13 protein-coding genes are annotated in these 15869 nt (G+C 69.1%); 4 read left to right on the top strand and 9 right to left on the bottom strand.

What is annotated here, in order from left to right:
• Positions 1-14: 14 nt before the first annotated feature.
• The 4 genes from pilM to K8612_RS01465 all read right to left on the bottom strand — a co-directional run bounded on the left by pilM (position 15) and on the right by K8612_RS01465 (position 4990).
• Positions 15-1097, bottom strand: coding sequence for a type IV pilus assembly protein PilM (pilM, locus tag K8612_RS01480; protein WP_014399064.1), 1083 nt, complete (start codon positions 1095-1097; stop codon positions 15-17).
• 227 nt (positions 1098-1324) lie between these two features.
• Positions 1325-2737: a sigma-54 dependent transcriptional regulator gene (locus K8612_RS01475; RefSeq protein WP_223761013.1), complete on the bottom strand. Its 1413-nt coding sequence runs from the start codon at positions 2735-2737 to the stop codon at positions 1325-1327.
• A gap of 35 nt (positions 2738-2772) precedes the next feature.
• The gene (locus K8612_RS01470; protein ID WP_223740003.1) at positions 2773-3891 is read right to left on the bottom strand and encodes a sensor histidine kinase; all 1119 of its coding nucleotides are present in this window, start codon (positions 3889-3891) and stop codon (positions 2773-2775) included.
• Between the two features lie 22 nt (positions 3892-3913).
• Positions 3914-4990, bottom strand: coding sequence for an A24 family peptidase (locus K8612_RS01465; RefSeq protein ID WP_223761012.1), 1077 nt, complete (start codon positions 4988-4990; stop codon positions 3914-3916).
• 226 nt (positions 4991-5216) lie between these two features.
• Between K8612_RS01465 and K8612_RS01460 the strand changes: the two genes are divergently transcribed.
• From K8612_RS01460 to K8612_RS01445, 4 genes are all read left to right on the top strand, one after another.
• A complete protein-coding gene (locus K8612_RS01460) occupies positions 5217-5849 on the top strand; it encodes a type IV pilin protein (RefSeq protein ID WP_373692074.1) in 633 nt (210 codons plus the stop codon).
• A 123-nt stretch (positions 5850-5972) separates the two neighbouring features.
• Positions 5973-6878, top strand: a complete 906-nt coding sequence (locus K8612_RS01455; protein ID WP_223761011.1) for a pilus assembly protein PilG — start codon at positions 5973-5975, stop codon at positions 6876-6878.
• Entirely contained in the window at positions 6875-7855 is a 981-nt protein-coding gene (locus K8612_RS01450; protein WP_223740006.1) for an ABC transporter ATP-binding protein, read from the top strand. The genes K8612_RS01455 and K8612_RS01450 overlap by 4 nt, the downstream gene beginning before the upstream one ends.
• The gene (locus K8612_RS01445) at positions 7852-8619 is read left to right on the top strand and encodes an ABC transporter permease (RefSeq protein ID WP_223761010.1); all 768 of its coding nucleotides are present in this window, start codon (positions 7852-7854) and stop codon (positions 8617-8619) included. Before K8612_RS01450 ends, K8612_RS01445 begins: the two co-directional genes overlap by 4 nt.
• Before the next feature lie 24 nt (positions 8620-8643).
• Here the strand turns inward: K8612_RS01445 and K8612_RS01440 are convergent, their stop codons facing one another.
• The 5 genes from K8612_RS01440 to pilB all read right to left on the bottom strand — a co-directional run bounded on the left by K8612_RS01440 (position 8644) and on the right by pilB (position 15847).
• Complete coding sequence (locus tag K8612_RS01440) at positions 8644-10077, bottom strand: sigma-54 dependent transcriptional regulator (RefSeq protein WP_223740008.1); 1434 nt, start codon at positions 10075-10077, stop codon at positions 8644-8646.
• Positions 10074-11552 (bottom strand): nitrogen regulation protein NR(II), encoded by a 1479-nt coding sequence (locus tag K8612_RS01435; RefSeq protein WP_255671315.1) that lies wholly within the window; start codon positions 11550-11552, stop codon positions 10074-10076. Before K8612_RS01435 ends, K8612_RS01440 begins: the two co-directional genes overlap by 4 nt.
• Before the next feature lie 121 nt (positions 11553-11673).
• Positions 11674-12930 carry a type II secretion system F family protein gene (locus tag K8612_RS01430; protein WP_223761009.1) on the bottom strand — a complete coding sequence of 419 codons (1257 nt, stop codon included), beginning with the start codon at positions 12928-12930 and terminating at the stop codon, positions 11674-11676.
• A 55-nt stretch (positions 12931-12985) separates the two neighbouring features.
• Positions 12986-14098 carry a PilT/PilU family type 4a pilus ATPase gene (locus tag K8612_RS01425; RefSeq protein ID WP_223740010.1) on the bottom strand — a complete coding sequence of 371 codons (1113 nt, stop codon included), beginning with the start codon at positions 14096-14098 and terminating at the stop codon, positions 12986-12988.
• Positions 14099-14146: 48 nt separating this feature from the next.
• On the bottom strand, positions 14147-15847 hold the full coding sequence (gene pilB, locus K8612_RS01420; RefSeq protein ID WP_014399076.1) for a type IV-A pilus assembly ATPase PilB: 1701 nt from the start codon (positions 15845-15847) through the stop codon (positions 14147-14149).
• Between the last annotated feature and the right edge of the window lie 22 nt (positions 15848-15869).

Raw genomic sequence — 15869 nt, 5'->3', positions numbered from 1 at the left:
TGGCCAGAGCGGTATCAGCCCAGCTTGTCGCCCGGGCGCCGGAGCGCCAGTCCCACTGCCACCGCGGCCATGGGCGCCACGTCCATGATGAACGCGGGGTCGAACTTGCGGTTGTCCACTTCGATCTTCCGGAACGGGTTGAGGATCTCCACCGGGACGCCGGTCCGCGCCTCGATGGTCTTGAACAGGGCGGGGATCTTCGCGGTGCCGCCGGAGAGGTAGACCTTGGTGAAGTTCGAGTCCGCGGCGGTGCCCGCGTAGAAGTCCAGCGAGCGCTGGATTTCACCGGCCACCTGCTCCGCCACGCTGGAGAGCACGCGCTCCACGTCCTGGGGCACCACGGCGTCCGCGTCCGCGCGGTTGCCGCCGATCTTCAGCGCCTCCGCCTCCTCGTAGGAGACGTTGAGCTGCTTCTGGATCTCCTCGGTGAACTGGTTGCCGCCGATGGTCACGTCACGGGTGAAGACGGTGACGCCGTTGGCGATGATGTTGATGTTCACCACGGAGGCGCCGGCGTTGATGAGGACGACGGTCTCCTTGTCCGGCAGCTCGTAGTTCGTGGAGAACATGTTCTGGACGGCGAACGCGTCCACGTCCACCACCACCGGGGCCAGTCCCGCCTCGGAGACCACGGTGGTGTAGTCGTTGATCATGTCCTTCTTGGCGGCGACGAGCAGCACGTCCATCTGGCCGGTGGCGTCGTTGCCGCCGCCGTCCAGGATCTGCGTGTCGATGTTCACGTCCTTCACGTCGAAGGGGATGTACTGCTCCGCCTCCCACTGGATGCTCTCCTCGAGCTCTTCCTGGCTCATGCGGGGCATCTGGATCTTCTTGATGATGACCGAGTGGCCGGACACGCCGATGGCGACGTCCTTGCCCTTGACCTTCAGCTCGGACATCAGCTCCTGGACGGCCTGGACGATGGCCGTGGAGTTCATCAACGCGCCGTCCACGATGGCCTCGGGAGGCAGCGGCTTCATTCCGAAGCTCTGGAGCGCGTAGCCGACTTCACCGCGCTTGCGCTGCTCCTTGAGCATGATCATCTTGATCGACGTCGACCCGATATCCAGCCCGAGTGCCAGTTTGCCCTTCGCCATGCGTAACTCCATCGGAGAGGGTGCCAGCGTAGCACCGGCTTGATACCCCTCCTAAAAAGTGCTTGGCGCCCGGCCGCCCTGCGGACGGGGGAGCGCCGTGAATGCCAGCCACGACCGCGCCCCCTGGCCCACCATCGCGGAGGCCCGATTTTCCGGCCCCGGCGGCGTTCCGTCAAATGGCGCTGGAGGATTCCTCAAGGGTCGCCGGCCGGGCGTCTTTCCTGCCCTCAGGTCCGGGAGCCCTCCGCGTCCGGGTCGATGCCGTACTCCTTGATCTTGTAGAGGAGCGCCCGGTGGCTGATGTCCAGCACCTCCGCCGCCCGGGTGCGGTTGCCCTTCGTGCGCCGCAGCGCCGCCCGGATGTAGGACTCCTCCAGCTCCCGGATGGCGCGCTTGAGCGACAGGTCGCTGCCATCCTGTAGCGGCGGAGCCGTCCCGGCCGGAGCGGGTGCGGAAGCCGCCCACAGCTTTTCCGGCAGGCTGCCGGGCGCGACGTGGGTGCCCTCCGCGAGCAGCACCGCGCGCTCCATGGCGTTCTCCAGCTCGCGCACGTTGCCCGGCCAGGCGTAGGCGGTCATCAGGGCCTCCGCCTCCGGGGTGAAGCCCTCCACCGGAGGGTCCCGGTTCAAGTCGCGGTTGAAGCGCTGGAGGAAGGCGTGGGCGAGCAGCGGGATGTCCTCGCGGCGCTCGCGCAGGGGCGGCAGGGTGAGGTTCACCACGTTGAGGCGGTAGTAGAGGTCCTCGCGGAAGTCGCCCTGGGCCACCAGCTTGCCCAGGTCGCGCAGGGTGGCGGCCACCACGCGCACGTCCACGCGCTCCACGCGGCTTTCGCCCACCGGGCGAATCTCCCCCTCCTGCAGCACGCGCAGCAGCTTCACCTGCGCGCCCAGGGGCAGCTCGCCCACCTCGTCGAGGAAGAGCGTGCCGCCGTCGGCTTCCGAGAACAGGCCCCGGCGGGCGGTGCGCGCGTCGGTGAAGGCGCCCTTCGCGTGGCCGAACAGCTCGCTCTCCAGGAGGCCGTGGGGGATGGCGCCGCAGTTGACGGCGACGAAGGGCATGGCGGCGCGGCGGCTCTTTCCGTGCAGCTCGCGCGCGATGAGCTCCTTGCCCGTGCCGCTCTCCCCGGAGATGAGCACCGTGGTGTCCACGGGCGCCACGCGCGCCACCTGCTTGAGCACCGCCTGGAGCGCGGCGCTCCTCCCCAGGATGTGGTCCCCGGAGGCGCCGGGGAGCCGGGCCTCGTGCAGCCGGCGGTTCTCGCGGAGCAGCCGCTCGCGCTCCTCCGCCTTGCGCAGGACGAGGACGATCTCCTCCGGTTTGAAGGGCTTCTGGACGTAGTCGTAGGCGCCCGCCTGCACCGCCTCCAGCGCCTGCTCCTGGGAGCCGTACGCGCTCATCACCACCACGGTGAGGCCGGGCTGCTCCGCGAGCGCCGCCTTGAGCACGGACAGCCCGTCGCGCTTGGGCATGCGCACGTCCGTCACCAGGACGTCGTAGGCGCGCGTGGACAGCTCGCGCAGGGCCTCGTCCCCGTCGGAGACGGCGCGCACGTCATAGCCCTTGTCGGTGAGCACCAGGGTGAGGATGTGGCGGATGGACGGCTCGTCGTCGGCGACGAGGACGGTGCGGAAGAGGGGCATGGGGGATGCCCATCATATGCCGTCCGGCCCCGCCGTCAGGCCGCTGGCAGCGACAACCGGAAGCACGCGCCGCCGCCGGCCCCGTCTCGCGCGTCCAGCCGGCCGCCCATGCCCTGCGCCAGGTTCAGGGAAACCGCGAGTCCCAGGCCCGTGCCCTGCCGGCCCTTGGTGGTGAAGAACGGCTCGAAGAGGCGCGCGCGCACCTCCGGAGACAGGCCCGGGCCGCTGTCCTCCACCTCCACCAGCAGTTGCGCGTCCTCGCGCCGGGTGGAGACGCGCACACGCCCCTCCCCTCCCATGGCCTGGGCCGCGTTGAGCAGCAGGTTGATGAGGATCTGCGACAGGGGGCCCGGATCCGCGCGGGCCAGCAGGCCGGGCGCCACGTCCAGGGTGACCTCCACCCGGTCCAGCTCCGGCCCGGCGCGCACCAGCCGCACGCACGTCTCCACCACCTGCCCCACGTCCACCGGCCCGGGCTGGGTGCTGGCCGGGCGGCCCAGGTCCAGGAGCCCCCGCACGATGCGGTCGATGCGCAGGACCTCATGGTCGATGCGCTCCAGGAAGTCCTTCAGCTCCGGCCCCTGCGCCCGGGAGCGGGCCAGGGAGAGGTAGCCCAGGATGCCCGCCAGCGGGTTGCCCACCTCGTGCGCCACGCCCGCGGCCAGCTTTCCCACCGTGGCCAGGCGCTCGGAGGCGACGAGCTCCGTCTGCGCCCTCGCGAGCCGGGCGTTCGCCTCGCGCAGCGCCTCCAACTGCGCGCGCGTGAGGGCCTGTTCCTGACGGAGCGCCTCCGCCATGCGCTGGAGCTCGCGCCGGATGCGCGACAGCAGCGGCCCCCCCTGGCCGGAGAGCGGCGCGTCCAACTGCAGCCGGCCCAACTGCTCCACGGACTTCTCCATGGCGCGCAGCGGGCGGCCCACCGCCAGGTCCAGCACGCCATAGGCCAGCAGCGTCAGCACCAGCAGATCCAACCCCAGCGCCAGCGGCAGGAAGGCGCGGATCCGCGCGAGGCTCTCCATGTCCAGCGACCCCGGCAGCGCCAGCCTGCGCGCCGTGTCCAGCAGGCGGATCAGCACCGGCTGCAGGGTCAGCCATGACAGCCCCGTGGACAGCGAGCCCAGGAGGAACGCCACGCTGGCGATGCGCCACTTCATCCCCGCACCGGCGCGGGGCGCTTCACCGCGCCCCTCCGAGCATCATCGCCACCTCCGGAGACAGCACGCGCGCAAGCCACGGCCCCAGGAGCATCAGCTCCAGCCCCGCCAGCGCCAGCCACGGGCCAAAGGGGATGTTGGTGGGACCGGGGACCCACTCCTCCTCCTCCCCGGCGTCATCCAGCGGCGCGTCCGGGATGGGCTGGACCAACAGGCACACCGGGACGAGCACCACGCGCTTCCATAAAGGAAGGCCGGGCTTCGTGAAGTCCCAGGTCATGGTGGCTTCGGGCTCCTCCGCCTCCTCTTGTGCTGGAGCCGCCCGCGGCGAGGGCGTCACGGACGCGTCGGCCTGCGGGCCCTGCGGAGAAGCCGGGCCTTCCGCCTCCGGCGCGCCGCGCGGGCCGGCCCTTCCCGTGAGGGCCAGCAGCGCCACGCCCACGATGGAGCCCTGGAGCGACGCGAAGAAGAGGATGCCCAGGAGCGATTGCCAGCCCAGGAACGCGCAGAGGAGCGCGACGAGGAACTTGTCCCCGCCGCCCAGCGCTTCCCGTTTGAACGCGCGCCAGCCCACGTACTCCATCAGCCGGAAGCTCAGGAACCCCACCGCCGCGCCCAGCGCCGCCTGCCCCACCGCCTCCGCGCCCTGGGGGATGGCCAGCAGCACGCCCGCGGCAATGCCCGGCAGCGTCAGCGAGAACGGGAGGATCCAATGTTCCAGGTCGATGAAGGTGAGCGGCACCAGCAGGAACACGAGCACGAGCGCGGGCACCAGCGCGTACGTCCAGTCGAAGCGCTTGAGGCACGCGAGGAAGAGCAGCCCCGTGAGCAGCTCCACCAGGACGTAGCGCGGGGAGATGGGCGCGCCGCAGCCGCGGCACTTCCCGCGCAGCCCCAGCCACGACAGGACCGGGATGTTCTCGTACCAGGAGAGCACGTGCCCGCACTTCGGGCAGCGGGACCCGGGTCGCACGATGCTCAGCCCCTCGGGCACCCGCGCGATGACGACATTGAGGAAGGACCCGATGCACAGGCCGAGGATGAACAGGAAGAGGATGAAGAGGGGCTCGGCCCAGCCCGGCGCGTAGGTGAACGTCACGGAGCCGGAATCCTACCCGCCGCTTCCGGAGCTGGCGACTGCGCGATGAAGGACGAAAACCGTCAGCGGCAGTGACAAAAATTGGCAGGCCCGCGAGTGATCCAACCCCTGCCCGGCTCGCCTGCCCTGGGAATCCCGGGGGTTGGGCGGATTGTTCGGCGTGGCACTCTTCGTGCTAAGAGTTCGCACGTCGTCCAACCCCCCTCTGCCCACCGCGGAGTCCCCAATCATGATGAACCGTCTCTTCCGGAAGAAGGGTGGCTTCACCCTCATCGAGCTGATGATCGTGGTCGCCATCATCGGCATCCTGGCCGCCATCGCCATCCCGAACTTCATCCGCTTCCAGGCGAAGTCCAAGCAGTCGGAGGCGAAGACGAACCTGAAGGCCATCTTCACGGCCCAGAAGGCGTACTTCGGTGAGAAGGACAAGTACCAGGTGAACTTCACGGTCATCGGGTTCGATCCCGAGGCCGGCAACCGCTACAGCTACGGCATGGCCACGGGCTGCGCCGCCGCCGTCGACGCGACCCCCACGGCGCGTCGCGCTGGCGCCACCGCCGGCTGCATCGGCCAGGACGCGCTGAAGTTCCCCACGGCGCCGGCCGCCGCGGACGCCGTCAACGCGGTGGGCGTGAACCCCACCATCGAGGACTGCCCGAACTGCTCGTTCAACGCGACGGCGATCGGCAACGTGGACAACGATCCCGAGGGCGACACCTGGGGCATCACCTCCGCCACGGTCGCCGGTGAGGCCACCGTGCAGAACCCCTGCGGCATCGACGAGGACACCCCGAACGGCCTGAACCTGGTCGCGGGCGAGCCCACCAACGCGTTCAACGACGTGAGCTGCGGCGGCTAATTCGCTGCACGCCGTGCAAGCCTGCCGGGCCCGCTTCATTTGATTCACCGAAGCGGCTCGGCATGGCACAATTCAACGGGGCGCCCGGGCATTTCGGGCGTCCCGTTGTCGTTTCGTGAGGCCATGCGAAAGCTGCCCCTGCTGCGATTCGTTCCGGGACTGCTGCTGGTAGCCCTCCTGTCCGCGCCCCCCGTCCCCCTACGCAGGCAAGGTGGCGGCCCCCTTCTCCCACGCCCCGACCTGCTCAAGGCGCTGTTCACCGCGCAGAAGGGCCTGGTGACGGACTACTTCTGGATCCTCATGCTCAACCGCATTGGCAGCGCGGTGCGGGCGGAGGACTACCTCCATGTCTCCGACTACGCGGAGCTGGTAACGGACCTGGATCCGAAGTTCCGGCAGCCGTACCTCTACGGAGGCCTCACCATCCCCGTCTACACGGGCAAGGGCGGCTACCTCAACACAGCGGAGTCCACGGCCCTGTTGCGCAAGGGCGTGGCGAACATCCCGCACGACCAGCCCCTGACCTTCCAGCTCGCGTACAACCTGATGTTCTTCGAGCGGAAGTACAAGGAAGCCGCGGACCTCATCCAGGAGATGTCCCGGTGGGAGGGAGCCCCGCCCTACTACGCCGCGCTCGCGACACGGCTGTACGCGCAGTCCGGTGACTTCGACGCGAGCATGTCGTTGACCCTCGCGCTGCGCGACAGCGCGGAGGACGAGGAGTCCCGCGCCTTCTACGAGCAGCGCATCCAGGAGATCCAGCAGGAGCGCGTGCTCCGGGGCATCGACGCGGCCATCGCCCGGTATCGCGCTCGCGAGGGGCGCCTGCCCGACACGCTGCCCGCGCTGGTGACCGCGGGCGACCTGCGAATGATTCCCGAGGATCCGCTGGGCGGGGAGTTCTTCCTGGGGGAGGACGGCCGGGCCTACTCCAACGCCTCCAAGTTCCGGCTGGAGCTCATCGAGGACGAGAAGACCGAAACGGGCGAACGCATCCTGCCCAAGCCCCGGACGACCCAAGCGCCATGACGACTCCCCATCCTGACGCCCCTCCCATCCTGGCCCAGGGGCTGGCCAAGACCTACAAGGTCGGCTTCTGGTTCAACCGCACCGTTCGAGCCCTGCAGTCGCTGGACCTCCAGGTGGGTGCCGGGCAGATCTACGGCCTGCTCGGGCCCAACGGGGCGGGCAAGTCCACCACCATCAAGATCCTGATGAACCTGGTGCGCCCCAGCAGCGGGGTCGCGCGCATCTTCGGCCAGCCGGTGGATGAGGCCGCCACCCGGCGGCTGGTGGGCTTCCTGCCGGAGAACCCCGCCCCGTACGAGTACCTCACGGGCCGGGAGTTCGTGACACTGGCCGGACAGCTCGCGGGCCTGAGCGGCCAGGAGCTGGACGTGCGCGTCAAGGAGGTCCTGGGCTCGGTGGAGATGGCGGGCGCGGAGAAGCTGCAGATCCGCCGCTACTCCAAGGGCATGGTGCAGCGCGTGGCGCTGGCCCAGGCGCTGGTGAGCCGGCCGAAGCTGCTCATCCTGGATGAGCCGACGAGCGGGTTGGATCCGCTGGGCCGCCGACAGATGCGCGACCTCATCCTGGCGGAGCGGGAGAAGGGCACCACGGTCCTCTTCTGCAGCCACATCATCCCGGACGTCGAGTCGCTGTGCGACCGGCTGGCGGTGCTGGTGGGCGGACGGCTGGTGCGCGAAGGCAGCGTCCGGGAGCTGGTGTCCGCGCAGGTGCCCACCGTGGAGGTCGTGGTGGAGGGCATGGCGCCGGACGCGGTGAAGGGGCTGGGCGTTCCCCTGGAGTCGCTCCAGGCGCTCGACGGTCGCGTGCTGCTCCAGGTGTCGGACGTGGACACCCAGCGGCTCTTGAGCGGCGTGCTGGGCGCCGGGGGCCGGGTGAACCAGGTGCAGCCGGCGCGGTTCTCGCTGGAGCAACTGTTCATGAACGCGCTCAAGGAGTCCGGGCGCGCGTCCACCGTGGGCGGGGAGATCAATACATGAGCGCCTTCAGCGCGATGATGTGGAATGGCTTTCGCGAGGCGCGCCGCAACCGGGTGACGGTGGTGGTGGGCGTGTTCGCCGCGGTGGTGCTCTTCTCGTCCACGCTGGTGACGGAGGTCACGGTCACCACGTTCGACCGCGTGCTGACGGACTTCGGCCTGGGGATGATGAGCATCATCCTCGTCTTTCTGTCGGTGTTCCTGTCGAGCAGCCTGCTCAGCCGCGAAATCGAGCGGCGCACCATCTTCCTGGTGGTGAGCAAGCCGGTGTCACGCACCCGGTTCCTGCTGGCGCGGCTGGCGGGCACCATGCTGACGCTGGGCGTGCTGCTGGTGGCGATGACGCTCGTCTTCCTGCTTCAGTTGGTGATGTTCGGCGCGAACATCACCTCCACGCAGCTCCTGGCGAGCGCCGGGCTGTGGTTCGAGCTGCTCGTCATCAGCAGCGTGGGCATCCTCTTCTCCAGCTTCGCGGGGCCGGCGGTGTCGGCCATCGCCACCACGGGCCTGTACTTCACCGGGCACCTGACGGGCGACCTGTACGCCATCGCCAGCCGCTCGGAGAGCACGTTCATCCAGGTGCTGGGCAAGAGCATCTACTACGCGCTGCCCAACCTGGAGCGGGTGAACTTCCGTCCGCAGGCCACGTACGCGCTGCCGGTGGACGCCAGCACCTTCCTGTCCGGCGCCGCCTACAGCGTCGCGTGGGCGGGCGTGCTCATCGCCCTGGCCACCGTCATCTTCGAGCGGCGCGACTTCCGCTGACGTGAAGCACGGCGGCCCCGGGCTTCAGGCCCGAGGCGTCGGCTCGTCCAGCTCATCGGTGAGGCCGTGCTTGGCCAGCCGGTAGCGGAAGGAGCGGAAGGACAGCCCCAGCAGCTCCGCGGCGCGCGTCTTCACCCCTTGCGCCTGCTTGAGCGCGGCCAGCAGGTGGCGCCGCTCGCTGTCGTCCAGGTGGCGCTCCAGGTTGAAGCCCGGCCCCATCGCGGGCTCGCCGGCCTCGCCGGAGCGGGCCTGGGGCTCCGCCTCGCCGCGCACCGTGGGCGGCAACGTCGTGGGCCCCAACAGGTCCGAGTCCGACAGCGTGGCCGCGCGCTCCACCATGTTCTGCAACTGGCGCACGTTGCCCGGGAACGCGTAGCGCTCCATCAGGGCCAGCGTCTCCGGGGCGAACCGCAGCGCCGGGCGGCCCAGCTCCTCCGCCAGGCGCGCCAGGAAGTGGGTCGCCAGCGGGGCGATGTCGTCCGGGCGCTCGCGCAGGGCGGGCAGCTCCAAGGTGATGACGTTGAGCCGGTAGAAGAGGTCCTCCCGGAAGCGCCCTGCCTTCACCTCCGCCTCCAGCCGGCGGTTGGTGGCGGCGATGACGCGCGCGTGGAAGGGAATCTCCGCCGCGCTGCCCACGGGCTTCACCTTGCGCTCCTGCAGCACGCGCAAGAGCTTCACCTGCGTGGACAGGGGCATCTCCCCCACCTCGTCCAGCATCACCGTGCCCTCGCCCGCGGACACCAGCAGGCCCGGACGCTCGTGCGTGGCGCCGGTGAAGGAGCCCTTCATGTGGCCGAACAGCTCGCTCTCCAGCACGCCCTCGTTGAGGGCGCCGCAGTTGAAGGGCAGGAAGGGCTGGGCGGCGCGCTGGCCGCGCAGGTGGATGGCCCGGGCCACCAGCTCCTTGCCGGTGCCGCTCTCCCCCGTCACCAGCACCGTGCTGCGCCCCGGAGCCACCTTCTCCACCAGGTTCCACAGCGCGCGCATGCGGGGGCTCGAGCCCACCATCAACCCGCCCAGGCCCGGCAGGAGCCGCTCCTTCAGCGTGCTGTTCTCCTGGCGCAGCGCGCGCTTCTCCAGCGCCTTGTGCACCAGTTGCCGCAGCTCCTCGTTGTCGAAGGGCTTGCAGATGTAGTCGTAGGCGCCCTCGCGCATGGCCTCCACCGCGGAGGACGGCGTGCCGAAGGCGGTGATGAGCACCACCTCCGGCGGCTCCTTGCGCGCGCGCGCCGCCCGCAGCACGTCCAGTCCGCTGCCGCCGGGGCCCAGCTTCATGTCGGAGATGACCAGGTCCACGGAGTCCCGGGCCAGCACCTCGCAGGCGGCCGCCACCGCGGGCACGCTCGTCACCGCGTAGCCGTCCCGCACGAGCAGGATTTCGAGGTACTCGCGCATGGACAGCTCGTCGTCCACCACCAGCACGTGGCCGCGCGGGCTCCCCTCATGGAGCGCGCTCACAGCGGCAGCCCCACCAGGAACTCGGTGCCTTCGGCCGGGTGCGAGCTCACGCGGATGGTGCCGCCGTGCGCGCGGATGAGGGAGTGCGCGGTGGACAGGCCCAGCCCGGTGCCACCGCTCCGCGTGGTGAAGAACGGCTCGAACAGGTGTCCCATCATCTCCTCCGTGATGCTGCCGGCCGAGTCCCAGACCCGAATCTGCGCTTCCTCGTCCACCCGCGCCAGGGCCACGCGCACCGTGCCCCGCGCCCCCGCCGCCTGACAGCCGTTGCGCACCAGGTTGATGAGCACCTGGCGCAGTTGATCCGGATCCACCGGCGCGGTCAGCGGCTGGGGCGGCACCCGCACCTCCAGGGTCACCTCGCGCGTGAGCGGGTCCGCGCGCAGCATGTCCACCGTCTCCGACACCAGCGTGTCCAGCGCCACCGGGCGGCGCTGCGGCTGGGGCGGGCGGGCAAAGCGCAGGAAGTCCTCCACCAGCCGCGCCAGCCGGTCCGACTCGCGCGTGAGGATGCCGGTGAGCCGCTGCACCACCGGGTCCTTCGACTGCTCCTGCGCCAGCAGTTGCGCGGAGCCGCGCATGGAGGCCAGCGGGTTGCGCAGCTCGTGCGCGAGCTGCGCCGAGAGCGTGCCCAGGCTGGCCAGCCGGTCCGTGCGCTTCAGGTCCTCCTCCATGCGCCGCAGGTCGGTGAGGTCCTGGAAGACGATGAGCAGCGCGCCCGCCTCCCCCTCCAGGGGTGACACCGACAGGCCCAGCACCCGCTTGCCGCCCGGCGTCTGTACCGGCAACTCGCTGCGGATGGAGCGCGGCGCCAGCACGGACACGCCCGGCAGCAGCTTCTCCAGTGGCTGCCCCACGCACGCGAGGGCGTCCTCCTGGAGGATGCCGCTGCCCGCGGTGTTGAGGAAGGTGACGCGCCGGTGGATGTCGCAGGTGACGAGCCCCGACGGCATGGAGGACAGGATGAGCTGCTGGAGCCGCCCCAGCCGGCGCAGGTCCGCCTCGCTCTGGGACAGCGCGCCGCCGGTGGCGGACAACTGGCGCGACAGGTAGCCGGACAGGACGGCGATGAGCACCAGCGCCAGCGCGTTGCTGCCCAGCACGAAGAGCACCCGCGAGGGCGACACCATGATGCCGCCCGCGGGCGTGGTGAGCCGCATCACCAGGAGGAGCGCGGTGAAGGCGAACGTGGACACGGCAGCGGCCACCAGCGCGCCGCGCCAGTCCAGCACCACCGCCGCGCCGATGACGGCCAGGCTGTAGAGGAACGTGAGCGGGGAGTCCGCGCCGCCGCTCAGGTAGACGAGCCCGGTGGCGATGAGCACGTCGCCCACCACCTGCACCGTGGCGTCCAGGCGCCCGGCCGTGCCCCGGCGCAGCCGCAGGCCCGTCACCACGGTGAGGAGGTAGGCGCCCGCGATGACCGCGAACGACAGCGAGTCCGCGCGGCTGGGCTCCTGCACGGGCTGGGTCATCAACCGCACCACCGTCACGACGAGCGACAGGCTCGCGGCGACGGTGCGGAACAACACCAGCCACACCAGGCGCGAGCGCAGCCCCGGGGCCGCGCTTCGCGCCGCGCTTCCCGGCACCGCGTTACTTGATCGCGCCGGCAAGCGAGAAGATGGGCAGGTACATGGCGATGAGGAAGCCGCCGACCACGCCGCCGAGGAACACCATCAGGATGGGTTCGATCATCGACGTCAGCGCGCCGATGGCCGTGTCCACCTCGTCGTCGTAGAAGTCGGCGATCTTGTTGAGCATGGTGTCCATGGCGCCCGTCGCCTCACCGACGCCGATCATCTGCACCACCATGGACGGGAACACCTTGGTCTCCAGCAGCGGACCCGCGATGTTCTTGCCCTCGGCGATCTTCCCGCGCACGTAGTAGATGGCCTCTTCCACCGTGCGGTTGCCGGCCGTCTTCGCCGTCACGTCCAGCGCGTCCAGGATGGGCACGCCGGAGGAGATCATCGTGCCCAGCGTGCGCGTGAAGCGCGCCACCGCCACCTTGCGGAGCACGTCGCCGAACAGGGGCAGCTTGAGGAAGGTCTTGTCCCAGAACTTGCGGCCCCGGGGCTGGCGGTAGCTCCAGGTGAAGGCGGAGACGATGGCGGCGATGCCCGCGACCGTGTGGAGGAAGTACGCCTGCGCGAACTTCGACAGGTCCACCACCACCTGCGTGGGGCCCGGGAGCTGCGAACCGAAGTCCGAGAACATCTTCTCGAAGACGGGCGTCACCTTGAGCAAGAGCAGTGCCGTCACGCCGATGGCCACCAGGATGACCACCGTCGGGTAGGTCATGGCGCCCTTGACCTTCGCCTTGAGCTTCTCGTTCTTCTCACGGTAGGCGGCGAGCCGGTTGAGGATGGTGTCGAGGATACCGCCCACCTCGCCCGCGGCGCAGAGCTGCACGTAGAGCTCGTCGAAGACCTTGGGGTGCTCCTTCAGCGCGTCCGCGAAGGTGCTGCCCTGCTCCACCTTGCCCTTGATGGCGAACACCACCTTCTTGAAGGCGGGGTTGTCCATCTGGCTGGCCAGGATGTCCAAGCACTGCACCAGCGGCAGGCCCGCGTCGATCATCGTCGCGAACTGGCGGGTGAAGATGAGGATGTCCTTGCCCGTCACGCCGCCCAGGCCGGGCAGGCTGATCTCCCCGTCGAGCGCGCTCTTCTTGCGCACCTTCGTCGGGTTGAGGCCCAGGGACTTCAGGCGCGCGTTGACGGCCTCGATGTCCGAGGCCTCCATCTCGCCCTTCTTGCTCTCCCCGCTCTTGGTCTTCGCCTCCCAGAGGAACTGGGCCGTGTTCTTCTTGGACGCTGTCGCCTTCTGCTGCACTGCTGGTGCTGCCATGACGGGACCTCCGGGGAGGGCGAGGAGTCTAACCTGTGATTTTCATGCCCCAAAACTAACGGGCGCCCGCTCCCCCGGCCGGCCGCTGGGCTCCGCCCGGCCCACCGCCCGTCGCGAGGATGTTGCGCAGCTCCTCCGGGTCGGAGGAGCGGCCGAAGGCCTCATCCTGGGAGATGAGCCGGCGCGCCAGGAGGGCGGCCAGCGCCTGGTTGAACGTCTGCATGCCGTACTTCGCCTGACCCACCTGCATGGACGAGTAGATCTGGTGGACCTTGTCCTCGCGGATGAGGTTCCGGATGGCGGGGTTGGGCACCATGACCTCCAGGGCCAGCACGCGGCCCGGAGCGCCCTGCTTGGCGACGAGCGCCTGGCTCATCACGCCCTCCAGCACGAAGGACAACTGGGCGCGCACCTGGGGCTGCTGGTACGGCGGGAAGACGTCCAGGATGCGGTTGATGGTCTGCACCGCGCTGTTGGTGTGCAGCGTCGCGTAGCAGATGTGGCCCGTCTCCGCGATGGTGAGCGCCGCCTCGATGGTCTCCAGGTCGCGGAGCTCGCCGACGAGCACCACGTCCGGGTCCTGGCGGAGGATGTACTTGAGGGCCGTCTTGAAGTTGCGCGTGTCCGCACCCACCTCGCGCTGGTTCACCAGGCAGTTCTTGTGCGGGTGCAGGTACTCGATGGGGTCCTCGATGGTCATGATGTGCTCATGACGCTCGGTGTTGATCTTGTCGATCATCGAGGCCAGCGTGGTGGACTTGCCGGAGCCCGTGGGGCCCGTCACCAGGATGAGGCCGCGCGGCTTCTTCACCAGCTCCGCCACCACCGGCGGCAGGCCCAGCTCCTGGAACGTCAAGATCTTGAAGGGAATCGTGCGGAACGCACCGGCGACGGCGCCGCGCTGCATGAAGATGTTCGCGCGGAAGCGTGACAGGCCCTTCACGCCGAACGACAGGTCCAGCTCGTTCTCCTCCTCGAACTTGTGCTTCTGGGCGTCCGTGAGGATGGAGTAGCAGAGCTGCTTGGTCTCCACGGGCGTGAGCGGCGCCGTCTTGAGCGGGACGAGCTCACCGTCCACGCGGAGCTGCGGCGGCGAGCCGGTGGTGATGTGGAGGTCGGAAGAGCCCTTCTCGACCATCGCCTTGAGGAGCTGGTGCAGGTTGGCCACGGATGCGTGTCCTGTCGGAGGAAGAAGTGGGGAGAGGAGGTGGGGTGACTAGAAGCGGTCCGGCGCGGTGTTGCCCACGACCTCTTCGAGCGTCGTCATGCCGTCCATGAGCTTCTTGAGCGCGCTCATGCGCAGGCTGCTCATGCCCAGGCGGATGGCCTCCTGCTTGAGCTCCGCGGCGGAGGCGCCGTTGATGACCAGCTCCTTGAGGCCGTCCCAGAAGGGCATGACCTCGTAGATGGCCACGCGGCCGCGGTAGCCGCGGTCGTTGCACTCGCGGCAGCCGACCTTCTCGTACATGGTGAAGGTGCCCATCTTGTCCGGCGGGATGCCCGCGTCGATGAGGGCCTGCTCGTCCACCTTCTCCGCGGGGCGCTTGCACGCGGGGCACAGGCGGCGCGCCAGACGCTGGGCGAGGATGAGGTTGAGCGACGCCGTCACGAGGAACGGCTCGATGCCCATGTTGAGCAGACGGCTCACCGTGCCCGGGGCGTCGTTGGTGTGCAGCGTGGAGAGCACCAGGTGGCCCGTGAGCGCCGCCTTCACGCCGATCTCCGCCGTCTCGAAGTCGCGGATCTCACCGATCATGATGATGTCGGGGTCCTGGCGGAGGAAGGAGCGCAGGCCGGCCGCGAAGTTCAGGCCGATGTCTTCATGCATCTGCACCTGGTTGATGCCGGCGAAGTTGAACTCGACCGGGTCCTCCGCGGTGCAGATGTTGGTGCCCACGTCGTTGAGGCTGGAGAGCGCGGAGTACAGCGTCGTCGTCTTGCCGGAGCCCGTGGGGCCCGTCACCAGCACCATGCCGTAGGGCCGGTCGATGGCCTCCTTGAACCAGGCCAGGGGCTGCGCGTCGAAGCCCAGCTTGGTCATGTCCAACTGCAGGTTGCTCTTGTCGAGCAAGCGCATCACGACCTTCTCGCCGAAGAGCGTGGGGCACACGCTCACGCGGAAGTCCATCTCCTTGCCGCCGCCGATCTTGATCTTGATGCGGCCGTCCTGCGGCAGGCGCCGCTCGGAGATGTCCAGCGACGCCATGATCTTCAGACGGCTGGTGATGGCGTTGCGCAGCTTCATGGGCGGGCGCATCACCTCGTACATCACGCCGTCGATGCGGAAGCGGACCCGGAAGTCCTTCTCGTACGGCTCGATGTGGATGTCGGACGCGCGCTTCTTGATGGCGTCCATGAGGATGAGGTTCACCAGCTTGACCACGGGCGCGTCGTCCGCGGCCCTGGCCATCTCATCCACGTTCTCCTGCTCCTCCTTGGCGACCTCGATGTCGTCGCCCACGTCGCCGACGATGTCCTCCAGCGAGGGGCCCTTCTCCGCGTAGTAGCGCTCGATGGACTCGCGGATGGAGATTTCGGACGCGACGACGGCTTCGATGTTGTAGCCGGTGAGGAACTTCAGGTCGTCCACGGCGAAGATGTTGGACGGGTCGCACATGGCCACGATGAGGGACGGGCCCGCGCGGTTGACCGGGATCACCAGGTGCTTCTCGGCCACTTCCTTGGGCACGAGCTTGATGATGTCCGGATCAATGTCGAAGTCCTTCAGGTTGATGGCCGGCACGCCGTACTGCTTCGACAGGAAGTCGGTGAGCTTCGACTCCTCGATGGCGCCCGTCTTGATGAGCGCCGTGCCGATGCGCGCGCCACTCTTCTGCTGCTCCTCCTGCGCCTTGCGGAGTTGCTGGACGGAGATGAGGTTCTCGCGCACCAGCAATTCACCGAGTCGACCGGACATTTCTGGGATGCCTCTTTGAGCG

The organism is Corallococcus sp. AS-1-6, from assembly GCF_020037015.1.
In the GTDB taxonomy this organism is placed as follows: Bacteria; Myxococcota; Myxococcia; order Myxococcales; family Myxococcaceae; genus Corallococcus.
Note: the sequence above shows the minus strand (reverse complement) of the source record. Positions and strands in the feature narration are given on the sequence as shown.